The 23,929-nt window shown below is 27.9% G+C and carries 22 protein-coding genes; 13 read left to right on the forward strand and 9 right to left on the reverse strand.

Annotated elements, in window-relative coordinates:
* Positions 1-11 precede the first annotated feature (11 nt).
* Positions 12-1,781: an oligoendopeptidase F gene (pepF, locus tag U881_RS0108565; RefSeq protein WP_024654015.1), complete on the reverse strand. Its 1,770-nt coding sequence runs from the start codon at positions 1,779-1,781 to the stop codon at positions 12-14.
* A gap of 128 nt (positions 1,782-1,909) precedes the next feature.
* On the reverse strand, positions 1,910-2,509 hold the full coding sequence (gene rdgB / locus U881_RS0108570; RefSeq protein ID WP_024654016.1) for an RdgB/HAM1 family non-canonical purine NTP pyrophosphatase: 600 nt from the start codon (positions 2,507-2,509) through the stop codon (positions 1,910-1,912).
* Between the two features lie 204 nt (positions 2,510-2,713).
* Here rdgB and U881_RS0108575 point away from each other — a divergent pair, with 204 nt between their 5' ends.
* Genes U881_RS0108575 through U881_RS0108585 form a run of 3 tightly spaced genes read left to right on the forward strand, consistent with a single transcriptional unit; the run spans position 2,714 to position 4,772 of the window.
* Positions 2,714-3,739 (forward strand): M23 family metallopeptidase, encoded by a 1,026-nt coding sequence (locus U881_RS0108575; protein ID WP_024654017.1) that lies wholly within the window; start codon positions 2,714-2,716, stop codon positions 3,737-3,739.
* The gene (locus U881_RS0108580) at positions 3,740-4,288 is read left to right on the forward strand and encodes a bactofilin family protein (RefSeq protein WP_024654018.1); all 549 of its coding nucleotides are present in this window, start codon (positions 3,740-3,742) and stop codon (positions 4,286-4,288) included.
* Positions 4,278-4,772 carry a YaaR family protein gene (locus U881_RS0108585; RefSeq protein WP_024654019.1) on the forward strand — a complete coding sequence of 165 codons (495 nt, stop codon included), beginning with the start codon at positions 4,278-4,280 and terminating at the stop codon, positions 4,770-4,772. Before U881_RS0108580 ends, U881_RS0108585 begins: the two co-directional genes overlap by 11 nt.
* A 108-nt stretch (positions 4,773-4,880) precedes the next feature.
* Here the strand turns inward: U881_RS0108585 and U881_RS0108590 are convergent, their stop codons facing one another.
* From U881_RS0108590 to U881_RS0108605, 4 genes are all read right to left on the reverse strand, one after another.
* Positions 4,881-6,443: a glycerol-3-phosphate dehydrogenase/oxidase gene (locus U881_RS0108590; protein WP_024654020.1), complete on the reverse strand. Its 1,563-nt coding sequence runs from the start codon at positions 6,441-6,443 to the stop codon at positions 4,881-4,883.
* 34 nt (positions 6,444-6,477) lie between these two features.
* A complete protein-coding gene (gene glpQ, locus U881_RS0108595; protein WP_024654021.1) occupies positions 6,478-7,488 on the reverse strand; it encodes a glycerophosphodiester phosphodiesterase in 1,011 nt (336 codons plus the stop codon).
* Positions 7,489-7,570: 82 nt separating this feature from the next.
* Positions 7,571-8,932: a glycerol-3-phosphate transporter gene (gene glpT, locus U881_RS0108600; RefSeq protein WP_038364150.1), complete on the reverse strand. Its 1,362-nt coding sequence runs from the start codon at positions 8,930-8,932 to the stop codon at positions 7,571-7,573.
* Positions 8,933-9,177: 245 nt separating this feature from the next.
* The gene (locus U881_RS0108605) at positions 9,178-9,537 is read right to left on the reverse strand and encodes a hypothetical protein (protein ID WP_024654023.1); all 360 of its coding nucleotides are present in this window, start codon (positions 9,535-9,537) and stop codon (positions 9,178-9,180) included.
* A gap of 512 nt (positions 9,538-10,049) precedes the next feature.
* Here U881_RS0108605 and U881_RS0108615 point away from each other — a divergent pair.
* Together U881_RS0108615 and U881_RS0108620 are read left to right on the forward strand one after the other, a co-directional pair.
* Entirely contained in the window at positions 10,050-10,658 is a 609-nt protein-coding gene (locus U881_RS0108615; protein ID WP_024654025.1) for a deoxynucleoside kinase, read from the forward strand.
* Positions 10,659-10,730: 72 nt separating this feature from the next.
* On the forward strand, positions 10,731-11,495 hold the full coding sequence (locus U881_RS0108620) for a hypothetical protein (RefSeq protein ID WP_024654026.1): 765 nt from the start codon (positions 10,731-10,733) through the stop codon (positions 11,493-11,495).
* Here the strand turns inward: U881_RS0108620 and lnt are convergent.
* Positions 11,459-13,012, reverse strand: coding sequence for an apolipoprotein N-acyltransferase (gene lnt / locus U881_RS0108625; protein WP_024654027.1), 1,554 nt, complete (start codon positions 13,010-13,012; stop codon positions 11,459-11,461). The genes U881_RS0108620 and lnt overlap by 37 nt on opposite strands.
* Before the next feature lie 177 nt (positions 13,013-13,189).
* On the opposite strand from lnt, the gene U881_RS0108630 reads away from it, so the two are divergent.
* The 8 genes from U881_RS0108630 (at position 13,190) to U881_RS0108665 (ending at position 20,187) form a co-directional block, all read left to right on the forward strand.
* On the forward strand, positions 13,190-15,205 hold the full coding sequence (locus U881_RS0108630; RefSeq protein ID WP_407637312.1) for a tetratricopeptide repeat protein: 2,016 nt from the start codon (positions 13,190-13,192) through the stop codon (positions 15,203-15,205).
* A gap of 24 nt (positions 15,206-15,229) precedes the next feature.
* Positions 15,230-16,336, forward strand: coding sequence for a redox-regulated ATPase YchF (gene ychF, locus U881_RS0108635; protein WP_024654029.1), 1,107 nt, complete (start codon positions 15,230-15,232; stop codon positions 16,334-16,336).
* A 109-nt stretch (positions 16,337-16,445) separates the two neighbouring features.
* Entirely contained in the window at positions 16,446-17,171 is a 726-nt protein-coding gene (locus U881_RS0108640) for a hypothetical protein (RefSeq protein ID WP_235048167.1), read from the forward strand.
* A 72-nt stretch (positions 17,172-17,243) separates the two neighbouring features.
* Complete coding sequence (rpsT, locus tag U881_RS0108645; protein WP_024654031.1) at positions 17,244-17,501, forward strand: 30S ribosomal protein S20; 258 nt, start codon at positions 17,244-17,246, stop codon at positions 17,499-17,501.
* Positions 17,502-17,512: 11 nt separating this feature from the next.
* Positions 17,513-17,839, forward strand: coding sequence for an HU family DNA-binding protein (locus U881_RS0108650; protein ID WP_024654032.1), 327 nt, complete (start codon positions 17,513-17,515; stop codon positions 17,837-17,839).
* A 3-nt stretch (positions 17,840-17,842) separates the two neighbouring features.
* A complete protein-coding gene (locus U881_RS0108655; protein WP_024654033.1) occupies positions 17,843-18,250 on the forward strand; it encodes a bactofilin family protein in 408 nt (135 codons plus the stop codon).
* Between the two features lie 125 nt (positions 18,251-18,375).
* The gene (gene rho / locus U881_RS0108660; RefSeq protein ID WP_407637313.1) at positions 18,376-19,881 is read left to right on the forward strand and encodes a transcription termination factor Rho; all 1,506 of its coding nucleotides are present in this window, start codon (positions 18,376-18,378) and stop codon (positions 19,879-19,881) included.
* 57 nt (positions 19,882-19,938) lie between these two features.
* Positions 19,939-20,187: a type B 50S ribosomal protein L31 gene (locus tag U881_RS0108665; protein ID WP_024654035.1), complete on the forward strand. Its 249-nt coding sequence runs from the start codon at positions 19,939-19,941 to the stop codon at positions 20,185-20,187.
* A 19-nt stretch (positions 20,188-20,206) separates the two neighbouring features.
* Here the strand turns inward: U881_RS0108665 and U881_RS0108670 are convergent, their stop codons facing one another.
* Positions 20,207-23,125 carry an insulinase family protein gene (locus U881_RS0108670; protein WP_024654036.1) on the reverse strand — a complete coding sequence of 973 codons (2,919 nt, stop codon included), beginning with the start codon at positions 23,123-23,125 and terminating at the stop codon, positions 20,207-20,209.
* 12 nt (positions 23,126-23,137) lie between these two features.
* A complete protein-coding gene (locus tag U881_RS0108675; protein ID WP_024654037.1) occupies positions 23,138-23,854 on the reverse strand; it encodes a hypothetical protein in 717 nt (238 codons plus the stop codon).
* Positions 23,855-23,929: the final 75 nt, after the last annotated feature.

Below are 23,929 nucleotides of genomic sequence, written 5' to 3' on the forward strand. Positions count from 1 at the left end.
TTACTCCTTTATTAAAATAATTTTTTTACATTATCAAGATGTTCTTTAAAGGTATTAATTGTATTTTTTATTGTTGATTTTGAGCTTAAGTCAATACCAGTAATTTTTAGTGAATCTAGGGGGTATTTTGAGCCTCCTGTTTTTAAAAATTCGATGTAATTCTTAGTGGCGTCTTTTTTATTATTTTTGATATTTTGATATATTAAAAGAGCAGCCGTTACTCCTGTTGCGTATTGATATACGTAAAATGGAGAATAAAAGTGGGGAATTCTGAAACATTCTAGCGAGCTCTTTTCATCGAACTTAAGACTTGTGCCAAAGTATTTTGTTAATAAATTGAAGTAGGTTGACTTTATAGTTTCTTTTACTACTGGTTCATTTTTATTGATCATTTCATGAATGATATATTCAAATTCTGCAAACATTGTTTGCCTGAAAAATGTTGCAAGTAAATCATCAATTTGGTTTAATTTAATATATTTTATTTTTTCAATGTCATTTTCATTTTTAAGTAAGTAGTCTGCAAGGATTTGTTCATTTACTGTAGATGCTATTTCTGCTTCAAAAATGGAGTATTGATAATGCGGGAATGGATTGTTTTTGATGCTAAAGTATGAGTGCATTGAATGTCCTGCCTCATGAGCCAGGGTAAACATGTCTCTTATAGATTCGTCTTTGTAGTTCATTAGTATATAAGGTTTACCATTATATGAACCTGCACTAAATGCTCCTGCTCTTTTGCCTTTGTTTTCATATTTATCAACCCAACGTTCTTCTAAGAGTCCTTTTCTTAGTACATCAGTATATTCACTTCCTAATATTTCAAGTGAATTTAAAATTTTATCACAGGCTTCGCTAAAAGAATGTTTGAATTTAATGTTTTTTGTTAGAGGGACATAAACGTCATAATGATTTAGATATTCTTGATTAAGTATATTTTTTCTAAATTCATAATATTGATGAAGTACAGGTAAATTTTCATTAACTGTTTCAATTAAATTTGTATAAACTGTTTTATCAATGTTATTTGGAAAAAGCTTCATTGAAATAGTATCTTCAAAATTTCTTGTTTTTGCCAAAAATTTATTTTTATTAATATCAAAAATTAAAAGATTGGCCAGAGTATTTTCATGTTTTTCATATTCTTGATAAAATTTGAAAAAAGCTTTTTTTCGTATTTCTTGATTTTCATTTTGAAGAAATAGGTTATAAGTGGCATTAGTTAATGCCATACCATCAATTTCTCCAAATTGCATATCGACATTTGTTAAGGCCGAGAATATATTATTGTATGATGAATAGAGAGATGTATAATTTGCAAGTATTTTTTCTTCGCTTTCACTTAAAACATGTTTTTTTTCTCTTAAAATTTTTTCAATAGCTATTTTTTTATCTTGAAGTTCTTTGTCTTGAAGCCATTCTTTTACTTTTGTTGTGTCTATTTTTAAAATTTTTGGAATAAAAAATGATGTAATATTTGATGCTTCTGTTTCGAGATTGAGATTCATTATACGAAGTTCATTTGAAACTTGATTACTTATGTCTGTTTCTAGTTGAATGTGTGTGTAATATACTGTTCTCTCTATTTCTTCTTCAATTTCATAATAATCATTTATTGCTTCTTTAAAGGTATTTAGGTCAAATTCTATATCTTTGTATTTTATGAAGTTTTGGAGTTTTAATTTTATTTGTTTAACTGTATTTTTATATTCTTCATTGTCTTTAAATAGAGAAGATAAATCCCATTTATCGTTTTCATTAACTTTACTTCTTTCTATCATTCAATTATCTCCTTGATATGGTGTGAAGCTTTATAGCTTGTGAACAATAATTATTTTAAATCTTTATGTGTAATTTTACAATTAAATTGAAAGTTGTACTGATTTTTAAAATTTTTTAGCCTTTGTTATTAATCTAAAGATTGCATTAAAAACTTTTTGAATTTGGCAAATGCAATTCCCCTGTGAGATATTTCGTTTTTTTCTTCAATGCTTAATTCGCTTAGTCTTATATTATTTTTAGTTAAAAATATTGGATCATATCCAAATCCATTTTTTTGGCTATGATCAATATTTAAAGCAATCGTTCCATTAAATATGCCCTTAAAATTAGTTATTGTTCCATCTATAGCAATATGACTGACTATGCATATAAAACATGCTTTTCTATTGTTTTGATTTTTCATTAAATCTATGATGAGATTGTTTTTCTCATCATTGTCCAGTTTTTTTCCAAATTTATATTGATCGTATCTTTTTGAATAAATTCCTGGTTCCATGTTTAAGGCTTCTATACATAATCCGGAATCTTCACTAAAAACAAATTGTTGCCTACCTAAAGATTCAAATAAGGTTTTTGCTTTTAATATTGAATTTTCTTTGAATGTTTTTCCTGTTTCTTGTACTTCAAAGTTTTGGGGAATTTCTATTTTTATTGTATCTATGTTTAAAATTTGTTTTACTTCGTTTATTTTATTTATATTACTAGTTGCAAAGAATAATGTTTTCATTGTATATAATAATAAATCATTTATGTGTATTTTTAGTATTGCCACTGCGTTTATGTAAATAATTATAACTTGATTAAGAGAGTGTCATATTAGGAGTAAATTTTCTAATTTGGTGGTATCATTTGGTGTTTAGCATTAAGTTACAATTAGCATGTTAAATTTGTTAATTGTCATTGTTTGACGAATGTGTGGTGAGGGTTTGTGATGAGAGATAAGAGAGGATTTGGCATTTTATCATTTTTAAAAAAATTAGATAAGCTGTTCTTTACGATTTTTAGTTCCTTTTTTAAATTTTTAAGTAATGTTTATTCTTTTTTCAGACAAAATATTAGTTTTATGATTATTCCTCATGTTAGAGGAAATGTTAAGAATATAAAAATTTCTTTTTTGACTCTATTTTTATTTTTTGTGTTTTTTCTTGTGATTTTTATAGGATTTATTTTTCTTGCTATTAATTATGTTACTCTTAAATCTATTGTTAATTCTTCAGAGAAAAGTTATGCACTTGCAGAGTCAGAGATTGAGGATTTCAGAAATACAGTTGTAGATATTAATTCTGTTTCTAATAATTTTTCTAAAGTATTAGACGAGCTTAGTTCTTCTTTAAGAATAAAGGAGAGTAATGTTGGTTTAAGTCGGAATAAATTAGATGGAGACCTTGCAGATTTTATTGATTTGCAAATGTTAGAAGCCAATTCATTTAAGGAATTAAATGATCTTAAAAATGTGAAGAACATGATCGAAGGTTCAATTTCTCCACTGAAGAGTATAGTTAAATTGATTCATTCTCAAAATAAATTATTGAATGATATTCCTTCGCTTTGGCCTATTGTTAAAGGAGATGGTATTGTTTCTCTACATTTTGGTCCAGCTATTGAGCCTTTTACTAGACAATGGTATATTCATAAGGGTATAGATATTGCAGGGGTTAGAGTTGGAACAGCTATCGTTGCAACTGCTGATGGTGAAGTTGTAAGAGCTAGTTATCAGGTAACGGGTTATGGTAATTTTGTTCAAATTAAGCATAAATATGGACTTTCGACTCTTTATGCACATATGTCGCGATTAAATATTTCTAAGGGTTCTTATGTTAGAAAAGGTCAAGTTATTGGTTTTTTGGGTCAAACAGGGTATTCAACAGGGCCTCATCTTCATTATGAGGTTCGTATAGGATCCCAAGTTGTAAATCCTGATATGTATTTAAATTTGGCTACTGGAGTTTCAAAATAGATGTTGAATTTATTGGGTATTAAAAGAGATAGAAGAATTGAATTGTCTTTGCTTGGTGATGAGGTGAAGACAATTGTTGGGCAGGGTGATTTTCTTAAAGGGGAGTTAGTGTCAAATAATTTTATTAGAGTTGATGGTGATTTTTTGGGTACTATTAATTCTACTAAAAGAGTTGTAGTTGGAGATACGGGACGAGTTAAATCTAATATTAATGCAAATGAGGTTGTTGTGTCTGGGATAGTTCTTGGAAATGTGCATGCTAATAATAAAATTAAAGTCTTTCAGTCAGGATGTATTATTGGTAATATTTCGTGTAGATCAATTGAAGTTGAAGAGGGTGCAATTATTGATGGATATATGAATATTGGAGTAGGCAGTCTTAATTTTCCTGAGAAAGATGTGTTAATTTATACAGGATCTTATAAAGTTGATGAGGATGTTTTAATTGAAATTAATAAGGAAATGAAATGCGAAGATTTAATTAAGACTTGTATGAGTGAAGATGATAAGTCTTTATTTAATGATGTGAGAAAGATAGATGAAGATTGATAATTTGGTTGCAGGTGCTTTGCATCTTGATTTGAAAGAGTACAAGGCTTCTAAGAAAAAGATTAATTCTAATAAGACAAATATTTTTTCTTCGATATTTAAATCTGAGCTTGCAAGAGAAGATAAGCATTTTATTGTATTTGAAAATGGTGAATTTAATCTTGAATTGATTAAAAATATGTTAGATAAAATTAATGATATTGGTGAGAGATTATTAAGCGAACCTTCGCGTCATAATGTTGTTTTTTATAAAAAAACCATAGGAGAATTTTTATCTGTTGTTTTATCCTATTCTGTTTCACTTAAAGAACAAAAGGGAGGTAGTAATGGTGGGTTTAAAAGACCTAAATACCGAATTATTAAAATTATTAATGAAAAACTTGATAAATTTGTTTATTCTGTTTTACAAAATCAGGTTTCTCAATTTAAACTTTTAAGCAGTCTTGAAGAGATTCAGGGATTGCTTGTAAATTTGTTTAGGTAATGTAATTTTTGATTTTTATTGATTCATTTTTTGAATGATGAGTTAAAAAAATAATGATATGTAGAAATTAAAAATAAGAAGGATCTTATTGTATCTATCCTTCATTTATTAGATTAAATATTTTTTTGCTACTTCTTTGAAGCTTTTGATTTGTTCATTTTTCCAAGCTTTCGATTCTCCAAGTTGATGCATCATAATTTCAGCAACTTTTGGTGTAGCTTCTATTGTGGCTTTTGCATTAAGAAGTAGTGATCTAGTTCTTCTGGATAAAATATCTTCAACAGTTTTTGCTTGTTCAAATTTAATTGCAAAAGTTATTTGAGCTTCATTTAATGGTAAGTCTTTGTGGATCTTATTTTTAAAATCTTTCATTTGACTTAAATATTGAAAGTCACTTCCGTAAGCTCTAAAGTGTTCTGGAATTTTGACAATTTCTGCTCTTTCCATATATCCGTGTAGTTTTAAATTTTCTGTTATGGGTCTTGCCTTAGGTATTAATTTTGCCTTTATTGCTTTTGTTAAGGCTTTTTCAGCCATTTTTCTATAAGTAGTGTATTTTCCTCCAGCAATTGTAATGAGATTTGAATCTGATATTACTATTTTTTCATTTCTTGATATTTTGGATGTATTTTGTTGTCCTTTGGGGTCTACTACTAGTGGTCTAATACCTGTATACGTACTTAGAATATCATTTCTGTCTATTTTAATACTTAAGTAATTATTCATATTGTTTAATAGAAATTCAATTTCACTCTCTGATCTTTGAGGTTCTTCCTCAATTTTATCTATTGCTATGTCTGTACTTCCACAAATGATGACATCATACCAAGGTACAGTAAATAAAATTCTATTGTCATTTGTTTTATTCATTAACATTGCGTATTGTGTATCTAGTTTATCTTTTTTAATTATTAAATGGGTTCCTCTAGAAGGTTTTATGATATTAGGAGCATTAATATCATCTAATTTTCTAATTTTATCTGAAAAAATTCCTGTTGCATTTATTATACATTTGCTATTGACAGTTACTTGTTCTCCGGTTGTTTTATCTTGAATAATAGCACCAGATATTTTACCGTTTTTTTTGTTAAATTTTATAAGTTCTGCATAATTAAAAGCATTTCCTCCTTTATTCATGAAAGTTCTAAGCATGCTGATTGCCATTCGACTATCATCAAATGAGTCATCATAGTATAAAACGGAACATTTAAGACCTTTAGTTTTTATATTTGGCATTTTTTTTATTGTTTCTGATTTTGATAATAATTTTGTCTTATATTTGTATTTTTTGTGTTTACCAAGAAGGTTATGATACCAACTTAGTCCAAAATAGTAGTAAGGAATGCTTAAGATATTATATATAGGCGTAACAAATGCACGTTTGTTGATTAAATGGGGTGCATTTGTTTCAAGTAAAGCTTGTTCACGTAAGGCCTCTTTGACTAAAGGCAAATTGAGTTGTGCCAAATATCTTACGCCTCCATGTATTAATTTGGTTGATCGAGAAGATGTGCCTTTTGCATAGTCGCATTTTTCAATAAGTAAGGTTTTATATTTCCTTGTAATTGAATCTACAGCAATGCCAAGGCCTGTTGCTCCTCCACCAATTACTATTAAATCAAAATCTTGATTATCAATATCCCTTAATGCTTTTTTTTTGTTTTTTACCATAAATAAGATATTCTCCTTTTTAAAATTATGGTTCTTATTGCATAAACTTTACTTTTATATCAACAAAGTCTGTAAATAGGCCATCTACTTGAGCTTTGTTAAATAATAAATCTAATAGTTCATTTTCATTTTTTACATATGAAGGCAATGCATCAGTTCTAAATGTATAAGCATGGACTTTCATGTTATATTTATGTGCTAAACTTGTAAGACCTGTGATTTCTCCATTGATTATGATTTGAGGTATCCAAGGTCCAATTCCGTCAGCATATTTTGCAATTTCAGCCATGCCTTCTTCTGATTTAATGTATTCATAATCTGTTGGTGCTTCTTCCCAATCATTTTCTCCAATGAGCATTATTAATTTTCCTTGATATCCAAGTTCTTCTCTTATTCTCTTAATTTCGTCAAAATCGAATGTTTGAAGATAAATCTTGTCTTCTTTTGATTTATATCCATATTTGTTTAAAATTTCTATTACTATTTTGGATATATCTTTACCCTGTTGTTTGTGCCAAAGAGGTTTTTTGATTTCAGGGTAAATTCCAATATTCTTTCCTGTGCTTTTGTTTAATCCTTGTATGAATTGTATTTCTTCCTCTAAGGTTGAAATTTTAAAATCATATCCAGTTACAGGGAAACGATTAGGATATATTGGTTTTTTTGTTTCTGGGTCGAATCTTTCACTAAGACTTAATGATTTGATTTCTGCTAATGTGAAATCAACGGAATAATATCTTCCATTTTCTCTAGCTCTGTCTGGGAATAGTGTGGCAACATTTGTTGTTGTTTCTATTTCTGGATCATGCATTATGATAGGAATATTATCTTTTGTTAAAACAATATCTTGTTCTATGTAATCAGCTCCTAATGCATGAGCGTATGCCTTAGATTCTAGGGTATGTTCTGGCAAATATCCGCTTGCACCTCTGTGAGCTATAATTAATGCTGATTTTTTGTTCATGCTTTGATTTTCCTTTGCACAAGAAATTATGAGAAAAGTATTTATTGCAAACATCAATAATTTAAATTTACTTGATTTCATTCATTTGACCTCTTATATCTTATATTTTATGAGTATATTATAATATACATTTATTTATTAAGCCTTCATTTTTATACAATTATTATTGTCGGTTATTTTGATAGTTTTTTTCTTTGTTGAGTGTTAGGCTTATAAATATTATTGCGAGTATGCATGAAATTATTAATAGATAAAAATAAACATTCCAACTAGAGTTATCCACTACAATACCTATTATGGCATTAGCAGAAACAGCCCCTCCTATATATCCAAATACTCCTGTAAATCCTGCAGCAGTTCCAGCAGCTTTTTTAGGTACAAGATCAAGAGCATGAAGACCTATAAGCATCACAGGTCCATAGATGAAAAATCCTATTATTGCTAGTAAAAAGGTTGTGAGTATTGGAGTATTTTCTGGTAAGTACCAATATATAATCACTGTAATAAGAGTGGCAATCATATATATTATTCCAGTTTCAGATCTTCTTCCGTGAAAAACCTTGTCAGACATCCAGCCAGCAAGTAGTGTTCCAGGAATAGCTGAGAATTCATAGAAGGCATATGCCCATCCTGTATTTTTAATAGAAAAATTTCTAACTTCTTTAAGATATAGTGGTGCCCAATCTAATGCTCCGTATCTTACAAAGTATACAAATGCATTAGCAACGGCTATGTACCATAGTAACTTATTATTAAGTACATGTTTCATAAATATTTCTTTTGCAGTAAGTTCTTCTTCAACATTTTCTGTATGATTGTTAGGATAATCGTTGTTATGTTCTTCAATTGGTGGTAATCCTACAGATTGAGGAGTATCTCTTAGTGTAATCAATACAAATATTGCAATTATTATTACTATAAATGCTGGTACATAAAATATTGCTTGCCATTCATTAAAGTATTTCAAAGCCCAACTAGATATTATTCCAGCTAGTCCTGCTCCTATATTATGAGATATGTTCCAAGTGGCAACAATTGTGCCTCTTTCCTTTTGTGACCACCAATGAACCATAGTCCTTCCACATGCTGGCCATCCCATACCTTGAATCCATCCATTTGTAAACATTAAAATGAACATTAATATTGCAGCAATTGTTATAGTAATTGGCTTCCATGGAAAGAATCCAAATATCAAGCTGATTGCTGCTGTTAAAAATAATCCTAGTGGTAAAAAATATCTAGGATTGCTTCGATCTGATACGTTTCCCATAATAAATTTAGAAAATCCATATGCAAGTGAAACTCCAGATAAAATTATTCCTAATTGGCTTTTACTAAAGCCTTCTTTTTGAAGTTCGTCCATTGCAAATGAAAAAACTTTTCTTGTTAAATAAAATCCAGCATATCCGACAAGTATTGAAATAAAGATTTGTAGTCTTAATTCTTTATACAATGGGCCTTGTAATTCTTTTTCTAGCCTTTGTATGTGAGGTGCTGGTTTTAAAAAATTAAATATCTTTTTCATAATTTAACATCTCCATTTTCTTTGTAAATTATTAATTCTATATATTTAACTGTATAATAAATACTACTTAAATTTTAAAAGATTAGTATTAAAAATAGTGATTGATGATTCAATCTAAGATTTTGTTCTTTTAATAGCTTTATGCCAGTTGTCAATTAAATCTTTCCTTTTATTTTTTCCATCAAAGTTTTAAATATTTTGTTAATTTTTAAGACTTTTAATTTTTTTTATAATCTTCCAATATCCTATGGCAAGTCCTGCCAGATATTTAGATTTAATAATTGTTTTGTGGAATAGGGGTTCCAATGATGTATTCCAAATCTTATCAATATTGGTACAATATGGGTATCTTCATTATCGTTTACAAAGGTTGCTATTGTCTTTATATTGCTGTGTATTTTTAATAGTTCTAAATTATCTCTTAGCCATTGAATTTGCTTACCTGAGGTTTCTGAAATGATTATTTCTGTTCTTCTTATTGAATAATTATTTTTTCCATATATTTTTGAGCTTTGTTGCAGTTTAGGTAAGAGTGATTTTGGAATGTTTAAGCTGTCTAGTATCCATTTTGTTTTTGTATTATCAAGGTTATATTTTAAAATCATTTTTTACCTTTTAATTTGAATTCATAAATCATTGTATCTATGGTAAAACCAATAACCAATATGATATTTTTTATTGTTGATTTATTTGTTCTCATAATACCTTTAATTATATGGTATCTATATTTAATGATTAAAATTTTTATCAATATTTTAATTTTACTTATAAATTTTATTTTTATATTACAAAATTTGTCATGTATTTTTTCTATGTTCTTGTTAATTATTTTTTTAGGCAATATCATTTTGGCTTTAAAATCGATTAGTTTGGATTGATGATCCATTTGCGTCCTCTAAATTGATTAACATATATAGGATTACTTCATAACTATAGAAATTTTATTTTTTATTGTTGTCAATGTCAATGATTTAAAATCTTAAATTTACTTATATTGAATTTGTTTATCAAAATCTTTGATTGTCTTTTTTATTAATATATAGTTATGTTTTTATATGTTTAAATTATGCATTCTTACTATTAATTGGTTGGTTAATTGTGAATTTTGGAGGTAGGCTTGGTAATTATAATTGAAGGATTAATAGGGGTAGGTAAAACTACACTGGGACATGTTTTATCTCTAGAGCTTGGAATTCCTTTTTATACTGAATTAAATAATAAGTTTACATTATCTATGTTAAATGAGTTTTATAAGGATAAAGCCAGATGGGCTTTTCCAGTGCAGATTAATTTTTTAAATGAAAGATTTAAACTTATAAAAAATATATTTAAGGCTAAGGGGGAAGGGATACTTGATAGATCTATTTATGGTGATTGTGTTTTTGCTTCTTTTTTGAATGATGGAGGATATATGTCTGATAATGAATATAAGATATATCTTAATTTGCTTGATAATATGTTAGAGTATTCTCAAAAACCGGCGTTGATGATCTATCTTGATTGTAGTGTTGCAGAGGCTGAGAATCGCATTAAAAGAAGAAATAGGAGTTGTGAGGCATGTATTTCTAAAGATTATCTTGAAAAACTTAATAATAGATACTTGGATTGGTATGATAGTTATGATTTGTCACCCAAATTAATGTTTAATTATGATAGAATAAATATTTTTGATGATAAACATAAAAACAATCTTATGACTTTTATTAAAGAAAAACTTGTAATATAATTGTTTATAATCTTTGAAATTATTATTTTGATTTTGTTTTTTTGGAATGACTAGGTTTTATTGGAGGTTAACATGAAAAAGCTGGTATTATTGTTTTTTTCTTGTATTTTTATTAATTTATTTGCAAGTAATGGTTCTTTAATTGATGATAGACAAAAAGAACTTGCAATTTTTTATTATGAGGTTGGACAACGATATATTGATGTTGGAAAGGTTGCAAAGGGAAGAATTTTTCAAAAGAAAGCTTTGGAAATGTATCCAAACTTAAAAGAAGAAGTTGATATTAAAAGTGCTGTAGAAGATATTGATTCTAAAATGAAGTTAGAAGGTGATACAGGTTTTCTTTCATTTGATGATGTAAAACTTGATGATATTCCAGGAATAACTCATGATAATATTGAAATTAGCGAAGTTACAAATGCTCCTAAAATAGAATATGTTGCTGATAGAGAGAGAAAAAATCATAAAGAGCAGGCAGTGAGATTTCAGTTTAACAAATTTGTGAGAGCTTTTCTTTTACAAGATTTGAACTTGCTTGATTCTGTTGTGGCTGATGATGTTAAAGTTTTGGGAAATGTTACACCTAAAGCTGATTTTATTGCCGATTTGGAATTTGCTTTAGATGGTTTAAGTAAAGACGATTTAAGTTATCTTTCAGTTGACGATTTTTATGATTTAAAATCTTTGCATATTACAAAAACTACAGATACGTCTTATAGTGTCAAAGTTAAAGCTAAGAGAAATGATATTACTAAAAATATATCATTTTGGAGAGATGTTCAAACTTTATGTTTTGTAAATCAAGATAACAAATGGGTACTCTTAGCAGTAAAATAAGATCTTAGTGTCATAATTACGATTGCTATTGCCAAGGCATATATAAATAAGTCTCCAGTGTATTCATAGATTGTTGTGAATCTTGGAGGCAATTTTATTTTTGATATTAGATATCCTTCTGTGAATGTTTCTAAGTTCTTCATATTTTCACCATATTCATTTATGACAGCAGTTATTCCCGAATTGGTGGCTCTAATGGTTTTAATTCCGTTTTCTATGCTTCTAAACTTTGCTACTACGAAATGTTGCCATTCTGATGAATTTGTATGTGACCAAGAATCATTGGAGAAGTTTAATAGTAAATTGGCTTTTTGTCGTTTATAGCTTCTTGCAAGATCTGGGAACGCATCATCATAGCATATTAAAAAACCTATATTAAATTTTTTTAGTTTTAATATTTCAAGCTTATTTCCATTGCTTTGTCCAAAGATGCCAAAATTGTTATTGAAAAATTGTCTTATAAATTGATATTCATAAAATGGTATTTTTTCTGAAAATGGGACTAAGAATATTTTGGAATATATATTGGTTATCTCAAGATTGGGTTTTATTGCGTAAACAGAATTTTGATATGTTAGTGATTCTTTGTTTGTTTTTGATGGTGAACCAATTGCAAAATAGGCTTTATTGTTTCTTATAAGCTCATTTACTGAGTTATATAATTCAAACAATTCGTGATCGTAATAAGTATAATCTTTGTAATTGTTGAAGGGATAAGTTAATGCTCCTTCGCTCCAGAGTACAAGTTCCGTATTTGGATGTTCTTTTAATGCTTGTTGCGTAATTGTAATGGATTTTTTAATACCTTCTTTACGATTTCCAGGAAACCAAGAATCAATATTAACCTGAATTGCTGCAATATTTAATGTATCTGTTTCCTTACTTAAGATGGGATTTAATGTTATTTTTTTTATGTTTCCATAAGCAAAGGATGTGCTTATTAATAGAAGCGAAAATAACATGCTTAATGTGTTTGTTTTGTTTTGATTGATTAAAAAATTTGCAATTCCTGCATTAAAAAAGTAGACTACAAAACATACAAAAAAGACCCCAAAGATATCAGCTACTTGTATCAGATCGTTGAAATTATGTACCATAAATGCTGAAAATCCCCAAGGATATGCTGGAAATCCAATTGATTTTGAGTAATCATAAAATGTAAAAAGTATGGCTAGTGTTAATGTTTTGTTATTAAAGGTTTTAAGTGAATAGTATAATAAATATCCTAAAACTAAAGCATAAGGAATATATCCAATTATTGCTCCTAGGAACGTAATGATTCCGAATGAATAGAAGAATGCAAGCCAAAAATTTTGTAAGCTATTGGCTATTAAAAAATAAAAGATTGTTAAAGTAATTATAATTTTTTTATCTTTTATTTTAATTAGTGCAATGAAAAGTGGTATGTATGCTATCAAACCAATGCTTGAATATCCCATATTGTTTATTTCGTTTGGAATCGCTAGACTTGTAAGTAGTCCAGAAAATGTAGCTAGAGAAAAATATCTTGTTTTCATTGTTTTCCTTTTTGTATTAATTTTTGTTTATAAAAATATATTGTATATTAAAGAATATATTTAATATACAATATTGCATAGTATAATATATACAGTATGTGTAGTGTGTCTTATATTTTTTATATCTTTCGTGTGAAAATGTTAAATTTATGTAGTATTTGTTTAATTATAAAGAAAATGATTTTACTATTTACTATGATTGTTTTCTTTTTTATAAATGTATTTGTTTTATATGCTCAAGGTATTGTTACTAATAAGGATGCTCAAGAAGAATTTAAATGGGCACTCAATTCTTATAATAATGGACTTTATGATGATGCTTTATTGTCTTTTAAGAGAGTTTTAAGCTTTGATCCAAGTAATCTTGATTATCATTTTTGGATAGGAAATGTTTATTATAGATTGGGACATGTTGAAGAAGCTTTGATGGAATGGCGAAATTTGCAATCTCAAGGATATAAGGCAGCTTATCTTAGACAATTGATATCTATAATCGAACAAAGAAGGGGTATATCATTAAATAATGAACTTGGCAATGTTGAAAAGTTTATTCAAGTTGCATCTCTTGATAATTCCATTTATAAGCGACCAAATGGATATCAGATTACGTCTTTAAAAGCCGATCAATATGGTGGTTACTATGCTGTTAATTTTGTAGGAAACGAAATTTTACATTTTGATGCTAATAATAACGTTCGTGTTTTAGTGAAGGATGGCATTGCTTCTCTAAAATCGCCTTATGATGTGATTGAGCTTGGTGATCTGTTGTATGTGACGCTTTATTCAAACGATGAGATCGGTATATATGATAAGACTTTTGGTATTAAAAAAGGTTCAATTGGGAAGAAGGGCACTGCTGCTGGAGAGCTACTTGCTCCTCAATATATAACAGTTGACGAGAGAGATTACATTTATGTTAGTGAATGGGGAAATAAACGGATCAGTAAATTTGATGCTAAGGGTAATTTTATTTTAAATTTTGGCATGAAAACAGTTGGATATGCAGGACTTTTGGGGCCAACGGGTGTTACATATTTGAATGGTAATATTTATGTTGCTGATGCACCTAAAAATTCTGTTGAGGTGTTTGATACTAGTGGTAATCATTTGTATTTTATTACAACTTCTTTTGAAGGAATAGAAGGTCTTAGTAGTGATGTTGAAGGTAATAGTATTATTATATCTTCAAAGTATGGTGTTTATAAGTACAGTATTTTAAGTAAAACTTTTGTTAAGCTTTTAAAAGCAGATAAGATTGATTCTAAAATTTCGTCTTCAATTATTGATGTTAATAATCAAATGATTGTATCAGATTTTGATAATGCTCAAATTTCAATTTATAAAAGTGATGTTAGTGTCTATGATAGTTTAAATGTTGATGTTCGTAGAGTAATTAGGGTGGGGGGAAGTTCTAAAATTTATGTGGAGCTTAATGTTAGCAATAGGAATGGCTTGCCAATTATAGGTTTAAAGAGTGAAAATTTTGCGATTGCTAATGATAGATATTATATTGTAAATCCTAAAATTGCTTATGATATTAATACTTCTAATGATATGAATGTAGCAATTGTTTTTGATAAATCCTTTTCTATGAGAAATTACGAGTCAGAACAGATTATTAGTGTCAATACTCTTATAAAATCTAGAAAGAACAAAAAGTTTAGTTTTATAAATTCAACAAATCTACCTTTGGTAGATAATATTGAGAGTTTGTTAAGTACAATTCATAAAACAAATTCTCTTGGCGTTTATGATTCAAATGATGTAAAGACGGATGTTAGTCTTAAACTTGCAGGTTCTGAACTTATGTCAAAGAGTGCAAGAAGAGCTGTTATTTATTTTAGTGATGGATCATTGAATCATTCTGCTTTTAGTAGATATTCTGTAGATACTATTTTAAATTATTATAAGAATAATGATATTAGATTTTATTTGATATTATTTGGAAATAATCCTATTGAGTCTAAATTGCAGTATTTAGTAAATGAAACTGGTGGCGCAATTATTCCTTTTTCATCTTATGAGGGAGTATCTAAAGTTTATGATTTGATGATGAAACAGAAAACAGGAACTTATTTGCTTGAATATGATTATCCAAGCTCTCAAGAACTTAATGGATATTACAATTTGTCTGTTGAAGTAAATTTTAATCAACAAATAGGTAGAGGTGAATTTGCATATTTAATTAACTAGATTTTACTTTATGGAGTTTTATTTATGGCACTTAATGTGGGAATAGTGGGGTTGCCTAATGTTGGCAAATCTACTTTATTTTCGTCCTTAACGGCGTCACAATCAGAGATTGCTAATTATCCTTTTTGTACCATTGATCCTAATATAGGAATAGTAGAAATTCCTGATGAGAGACTTTTAAAAATTGCTAATTTGGTTGCATCAAAAAAAACAATTCCTGCTGTAATAGAATTTGTTGATATTGCAGGTCTTGTAAGGGGAGCTTCTAAGGGAGAAGGACTTGGTAATAAGTTTTTGGCAAATATTCGCGAAGTTTCTATTATTGTTCATGTCGTTAGGTGCTTTGAAGAGAAAGAAATTATTCATGTTGATGGAGATATAAATCCACAACGAGATATAGGTACAATTAATACAGAGTTATGTCTTGCAGATCTTGAAACCGTACAAAAAAGCATTTTAAAAAATGAAAAAAATACACAAGGTGCCGATAAAAATATTAGAGAAAATGCAAAGAGGATCGTTTCGCTTCTTAAGGAGCTTGAAAAACATTTAATGGATGTTAGACCGGCAAGCAAATTTGAGTTTGATGATTTTGGTTATAATTTTATTAAATCTTTAAATCTTTTGACTATGAAAAATGTTATATATGTTTGCAATGTTGATGAGAATTCACTTGGTGGTAATAAATATACTGATATCGTTAAAAATATAGCTTTAAGTGAGGGTAATAATTATTTAATTTTATGTGCTAAGATTGAAGCGGAACTTGTTGAAATTAAAGATTTAAGTGAAAGAAAAGAAATGTTACAGTCTATGGGAATAAAAGAGAGTGGTCTTAGTCATTTAATACGGACTGCTTATTATAGTTTGGGTTTGAGGACCTATTTTACTGCAGGAGAACGAGAAGTTAGAGCGTGGACTTTTATGGATGGAATGAAAGCTCCAGAAGCTGCAGGCATTATTCATAGTGATTTTCAGCGAGGTTTTATTAAAGCAGAAGTGTATTCATTTGATGATTTAGTTGAATTTCAGGGCATTAATGGTGTAAAGGAGAAGGGGCGCCTTAGACTTGAGGGAAAAGATTACTTGGTAAGAGATGGTGATATAATTTTATTTAAATTTAATGTTTAGATAAAACATTAAGATGCGCAAATTGTTTTTTTATACAATCAGATTAATTTTTATTTTTTGTCTTAATATAAGCTTTTCTATATTTTATATGTTGTTGTATAGAGGCAACTTGAGTATTTTTATTGTTTTTTTAACGTTTATAAATCTTTTTGTAATGGTCTCTTATTTAAGATATTTTTATGAAATTGATTTTAGAGAAAATAGAGTTTTCTATAAAAGATTTTATTTTAAAATTGATTTTGATTTTAATGATATCATGTGGATTGAAAAAAGATTGTTAGATAATATGTTGATTTTAAGTTTAAATAATGGTCTACGAATCAAAATGTGTTTTTTAAGAAAAGAGTATTTGGGTAAGTTTTTTAAGAAACTTAGACTTATAAGAAGTGATTTATTTATTACAAAAGTACAAGAATTTCCCATAAGATATTATGTATCAGGTATTTATTTGTTAATGTACTTATTTCGTATTTTGATTAATATTTTTGTTTATTATATTTCATTTGATAGTATAATAATGTTTTCTTTTGTTGTATTTTTAGGAACTAAGGTTTTAATAAAAGATATTTTGCTCTTTAGAGATTTAGTGATTTTTTATGAATTTAGGGAAAATCTTGTTTATGAGAGAAAGATCTTTTCTGGCAAAGAGTATTCTTATAAGTTTTTCACTAAGGTGTTTGTTGATGATTCTGATTTAAATAGAAATGGGTATTTATCTTTTACTTATCCTTATAAGAATGCCTTTAGAAAAGTTTATATCAGTAATGAAGGAATGTCTTATTCTATGAAAAAAGTATTTGCTTATATTGATAAGTATTTTAATAAGCGTTCTTAGTGTGTGATTGACTATATTCTAATTAGTTGGTATATTATTTATTATTATGCTTGCTGCATTAAGGAGTTTAATTTGGGCAATAATCCATCAGCATTAAAACGAGCTCGGCAAAATTTGAAGCGAAATTTGAGAAACGTAAGTGTTAAGAGTGAATTAAAGACGCTAGAAAAACGTTGTATAAATCTTGTAAAAGAAGGCAAGAGAGATGAAGCTTTGCAATTTTTTAAGTTTGTTTCAAAAAAGTTAGATACTGCTGCTAGAAAGCGCATAATACATAAAAACAAAGCTGCACGTAAAAAATCAAATTTGAGTATTTTGTTATTACAGTAAGGAACTAGCTTATGTCTTTTTTAAGAAGACCCAAGGTTACTAAATCAGATATTGTTGACCAAATATTTTTGAACATTAAAAGTAATAATGAGAAATTAGAAAAAAAATATATAAGGCTTGTAGTTGATGCTTTTTTTGAAGAACTTAAAAACAGTCTTTGTCTTAATAATGTTATAGAATTTAGATCGTTTGGTACATTTGAGCTTAGAAAGAGAAAAGGTCGCCAAAATGCTCGTAATCCTCAGACAGGTGAATATGTGAATGTTGATGATCATCATGTTGCTTATTTTCGTCCAGGAAAAGATTTAAAAGAACGGGTTTGGAGCATTAAGGGATAGTTAATGCCTGCAAATGTTAAGGATTCTTACAAATGGGATTGTAAGCTTGATTCAAGTTTAATTTTTAGAGGAAAGTTGAATTTTGAAGGTGCTTTATATCTTGATTCGTCTTTTGAAGGTGAAATATTTTCAGAAAAAGGAATACTTTTTATAGGTAAAAATAGTAAAGTGATTACTGATGTAGTAATTTGTGATACATTGATAATTGAGGGAATTTTAAAGGGAAATGTTAATGCTAGTAGTAAGGTTTATTTAAATAGTGGTTGTAAAATATATGGTGATGTTAAGACAAAAAAGATATTTATTAATGATAATATAGTTTTTGATGGTAAATGTGAAATGATTAAATCTAATGAGAGCATAGATTTATTTTCTTTTACAGTGTCACAATTAAAAGATACTTTGCAGTGAATTAATGTTATGTTTTATTATTTAATGATTAATTATTATTTTAAATAAAAATACCCTTCTTAAAAATTTATCTCATAGAGGAGATTATGGATAAAAAATGTGAGGAATTTGATTTAGAGGATGAAATGAAGCGTTTAAATTCTTCTAAGGAATTAAAAATTGAAGATAATAATAAGAAAAAAATAGTTAAAGTTGTCACCAAAAAAGAACCTATTTCTGGTGGTTCTAAAAGTTCTAATATTGATAAATTAAGAGAATCTAATGAAATATTGCCTGATTTTGATTATGATATACCCGATTCAGATTTGGAGAGCAGTATTAAGACTCTTGAACAAAGTAATATTATTAATTTTTTAGGTGGTAAGGATTCTATAGTTGTTGATGTTCTTTATGATAAGCCAATTACTGAAATTAGAAAAGTTGTTGAAGGACTTGGTACTAATCATACTATTGCAGTAACAATGAAAAAGACAGAATTGATATTTTTGCTTGTTAAAATATTAACAGAACATAATATTAATGTTCTATTTACTGGTGTTCTTGATGTTTTAAGTGATGGCTATGGTTTTTTGCGTACAGCATCTAATTCTTATCTATCTGGTGGCAATGATGTTTATGTTTCGCCGTCTCAAATTAGGCTTTTTAATTTGAGGACGGGTGATATTTTGTATGGACAAATTAGATCCCCAAGAGAAGGTGAGCGATTTTTTGCAATGATTAAGATTAAAAGTATTAATGATCAGGATCCTACATTTGCACAAAATAGAATACCTTTTGATAATTTAACACCTTTATATCCTAGTTCAAAATTAGATCTTGAGTATGAAAATTGTAATATTTCTACAAGGCTTATTAATTTGTTTGCACCTATTGGAAAAGGACAAAGGGCGCTAATAGTGTCACCTCCAAAAGCTGGGAAAACTACCTTACTTCAAAAAATAGCCAATGCAATTACTACTAATTATCCAGACATTATCTTAATGATTTTACTTATTGATGAGAGACCTGAAGAGGTTACTGATATGATTCGTGGTGTTAAGGGTGAGGTAATTGCATCTAATTTTGATGAACAGGCTAGTAGACATGTGCAGGTTGCAGAGATGGTTATAGAGAAGGCAAAAAGATTAGTTGAGAACAAGAAAGATGTTGTTATTCTTTTAGATTCAATTACAAGGCTTGCTAGAGCTTATAATCAGACTATGCCAACTTCTGGCAAGATACTCTCAGGGGGTGTTGATTCTAATGCTTTACACAAACCAAAAAGGTTTTTTGGTTCTGCTAGAAATATTGAAGAAGGAGGTAGTCTTACTATTATAGCTACAGCTTTAGTTGATACTGGAAGTAAGATGGATGAAGTTATATTTGAGGAATTTAAGAGTACTGGTAATATGGAACTGATTCTTGATAGAAGTTTGGCAGATAGAAGACTCTTTCCTGCTATTAATATTAAAAAATCAGGTACAAGGAAGGAAGAATTGCTTTTAAGTGAAGAAGAGCGTTCTAAAATTTTACTTATTAGAAAAATTTTAGGTGGTGTTGATGATTATGAAGGAGTTGAGGCTTTAGTTGAGAAGATGAAAAAGAGTAAAAACAATGAAATTTTCTTAAAGACCATGAGCAATGGGGATTAAGAAAATTGACTTTATTTAAAATTTAAACTAAATTTTGATTAAATTAGGAGAGGCGTTATGCAAAAAGACATACATCCTGTTAGTAATTTGGTAGTGTTTAAAGATGGTGCTAATGGTACTATGTTTTTAACTAGATCAACTTTAACTTCGAAAGAAACAATTAAGTATAGCGATAATAAAGAGTATCCATTAATTACTGTTGAGATTACAAGCAAATCACATCCTTTTTATACAGGCCAGCAAAAGTTTGTGGATGCAGCAGGTAGAATTGACAAGTTTAACAAAAAATATAAAAAGATTAACTAGTCTTTTTTATTTTTTGTTTTTAATATATTTTTTTTACCCTATATTTTTTTCCAATAAATGTTTCTAGTTTTATTTTATCATCTTCATAGATTGTATTGCTAACAAGAGATGTGATACTGTTTTTTTGCTTTAATTGATGTAGTACTTGTTCAGATATTTCTTTTATGTCTTTACTTGTTATTTTAAAATAATTATCTCTTATATTTTGTCTTAAATCATCGCTAATATTTAGTATTTTTCTTTTATAGCTTTGTAATATTTCTGTAGATTTTGTTTTTGCATTTGTATTAAGTCCAATTACTCCTATTAAATATGTGTATATTTCGTCATATTTAATTTCATTATTGGCCAATTCTTCTAATGATGCTTCAAAAGCCTGATACGTTTTTATAAAATTTGGATCTCGATATGATGCAAAAGAAAATATTCCATTTGAAATAGACGCAAATGCACCATACGCACCACCAGCAACTCTGATCTTTTCCCACAATATTCCGCTTTTTAATATATGTGTTAAGAAACTTATTTTTGGATAAGCTTCGTCTGTTATTTTATAGCTTGTAAAACTCATAGAATTAAAAGATATTTTTGATGGAATGATCATTATCTCTCTTAAGACATTATTTGATGGTTGTATTGTGGTTGAGTTATTGGTATAAACTTTTTCGCTTAAGCTTTCTTTTAATCTAAGTAATTCATCTTCTAATTTTTGAATAACATCTTTGGTATTACCTATAAGTAGTGATGAGAGATTATTTTTGAAAATTATTTTATTTTTTAAGTTTTCTAAATTACATGCAATTTCTTTTAAAGAGTCTATGTCGGTTTTTATTTTTTGCCAATGTTCTCTTCCTGTAATACCAAATTGAAGTTCTTGTAGATATTTGCTTTGACTTAATTTTGATTCTGATCTTGTTGTTGCTAATATGTGTCCTTTGGGAATGAGTATTGATTTGAAATCATTTTTTAGCTCTAAGATTATCTCTTTTAATCTATTGTAATCATGAAAATCTGTATTGATTAAAATTTCTTTGATTAATGTAAACGATTCTTGTATTTTATTGTTAAATGATTTGAAATTTATATTAAATATATTGATCATGTTTCCTTGAATATCTTCTTCATAGCTTTCATATATATTGAGTTGTCCTAGAGTATTTTGAATTTTATTATTTAAATCTATATATGAGTAATTCTTAGTAGATAAATCCTGAATGGCTCTTTTAAATAAAGATAGGTACATAAAGTCTTCTTTTTGTAGAAAATCTAATTTAAAAAATAGGTATACATTAAATATGTTGTTATTTTTTTTCAACTCAAATGTATGTGCCTGAAGTTCGGGATTTTGATTTAAAATTAAACTTTTTTCAACTTCTCTTGGTAGATCTTCTATCTTTAGTATCGGAATTTTGACGATATCAGATTTGAGATCGTCCTTTTTTTGATAGTTTTTAAATTGGTTGTAATCTTTAGTAAATTCTGAAAATTTTTCTGGATTTTTTTTAATATCAATTTCTCTATCCATTAATTTTTTTTCTATTTCTTCTTCCATTTCTTTAAGTACTTTATCTGATGGATTAAAGTGGATTAGAGTATGGTGATTATTGTTTAGTAAGTATTTTTCTATTAAATTTTCGAAATAAGGTTCCCCTTGCTTTAATTTGTTTTTAATCTCATCTAGATGACAATTAATTTTTAAAGTTTCAGTTGGATGCATTCCATGTATCCATCCTTTAAAACTTTTCATCATTAAATCAATAGGCCAACCTTGTCCTTTTTCTTCTTTTAGTGCAAATTCATAACCAAATAGAATACCCTGTATTAATTCTTGTGGAATTTTTACTTTTACAAGGTTTTTAAGTTCTTTGAAAACCTTGTCTTTAAATTCTTCTATTTTGCCTGGAAGTACATTTTGTAATCCAAATGAAAATACACATTCTTTTATATCTGTGTTAATTCCACTAACATTGGCTATTACATCACCAATTTCGCTCTTTAGCATATTGATAGTAAATTGGCAGGAACTGTCTAGAAGTATTTCTGATAAAATTTCAAGACCAATATTTTCTTTAATATTTTCAATATCAGTACATAACCAATTTATTGCATATACTCCTAGTGTAGTTTCAGTTTCTTTTGGAATGTCAAAACTTAATGTTTTACTTTGTTTCCATCTTGTGATTTTATCTATGTTGTGATTAAGGTTTGATTTTTTATTTGTGTTGGGTCTAATGATATATTTTTCAATGAAATTAAGATTTTTATTGGTGTCAATATTGCCAAATAAAAATATTTTGCAATTTTTTAGTGTATAGTGTTTTTTATAAAATTCAATAAATTCTTCGTATGTAAGGTCAATAATATTGATAGGGTTTCCTCCAGAGTCGTATTGGTAGGGCCCTTGTGAGAAAAGAGAATTAGTTGCAATTTCGTTAATTAAAGAATTTTTACTTGAATAATTGCCTTTCATTTCATTTAAAACAATACCAGATGGTTTAAAGGTGTTTGGATTTATATTGTAACCCTCTTGCATAAAAGCTTCTTTTTTAAGCAAGGGATTAAAAACGGCATCAGCATATATTTTGAATAAATTAAAATAATCTTTTTGTATTGTAGATGCTGCTGGATAGAGAGTTTTATCTGGAAATGTCATTGCATTTAAAAATGTATTTAGGCTGCCTTTCATTAAATAGAGGAATGGATCTTTTATTCTATACTTGTTTGACCCACAAAAAATTGCGTGTTCTAAAATGTGTGCAACTCCTGTATTGTTGCAAGGAATAGTTTTAAATGCTATTCCAAAGGCATTTTCTTTAAATGTGCTATTTTTTAGTTCAAATATTTCTAACCCACTTTCGTGTTTAAAATAAGATCCTTCAGCATCATATTCTTCTAAGTAAGTTTTTGAGATTAAATTAAAAAATTTTTTTTTCTTCATTAATAATTTATTTTATCCTTGTTTGATATATTTTTGTGATTCTTCTTCGCTAAATTCAAATATGTTTTCTGTATGATCTGTTGTTTCTAAATTAAATACGTAGAGTGGGAATTTTACTATTATTTTTTTATTTTCAAAATAAATTACTGCTTGTTGTAAATCAAATAGTAATTCATTTTGATATGTTTTTGTAACTTTTTCTTTGATTTTGTGAGTAAAATAAGGAAATGCTTCCTTTACATTAATGATTTCGTCTATATTATAAATATAATTCCCATTGTTGTTAATATAGTAACTTCTATAGTTTGTTATGTGTGTATCATTTATTTCTTGAGTTGTATTTATTATTATTGTGTGAATATCATATCCATGGTAAATTTCATAATCTATGTTTAAACTTGGTTTTTGGGCATCTTGATTGGTGTTTTGAGTTGCGCTTTCTAAGTTAGAAACTATTTCGTTTGCATAATTTGTAATCTCATCATTGAGTGATTTTATATTATTGTTTTCTGTTTGTTGAGTTATTACCTTGGGTATTCTGATTTTATATTTAAATAATTCGTTTTCTTTTTCTGCTGAGATAGGTTGAATTATCATTTCATTTTTTGTGTTATAAAATGTATTAATGTCATTAAAACTTACTTTCTTTGATTTTTTTGCACATCCTAGCAAAGTTATCAGTAAGGACGTTAAAATAAATATTTTTTGAGCCGTTGATGATTTTACCATAAAGATATTTTTCTCCGTATATATAAGTTTGTTCTATTATTGTCATCAAATATTATATAATACTTATTATACATA

Source organism: Borrelia persica No12 (assembly GCF_000500045.1).
GTDB lineage: Bacteria > Spirochaetota > Spirochaetia > Borreliales > Borreliaceae > Borrelia > Borrelia persica.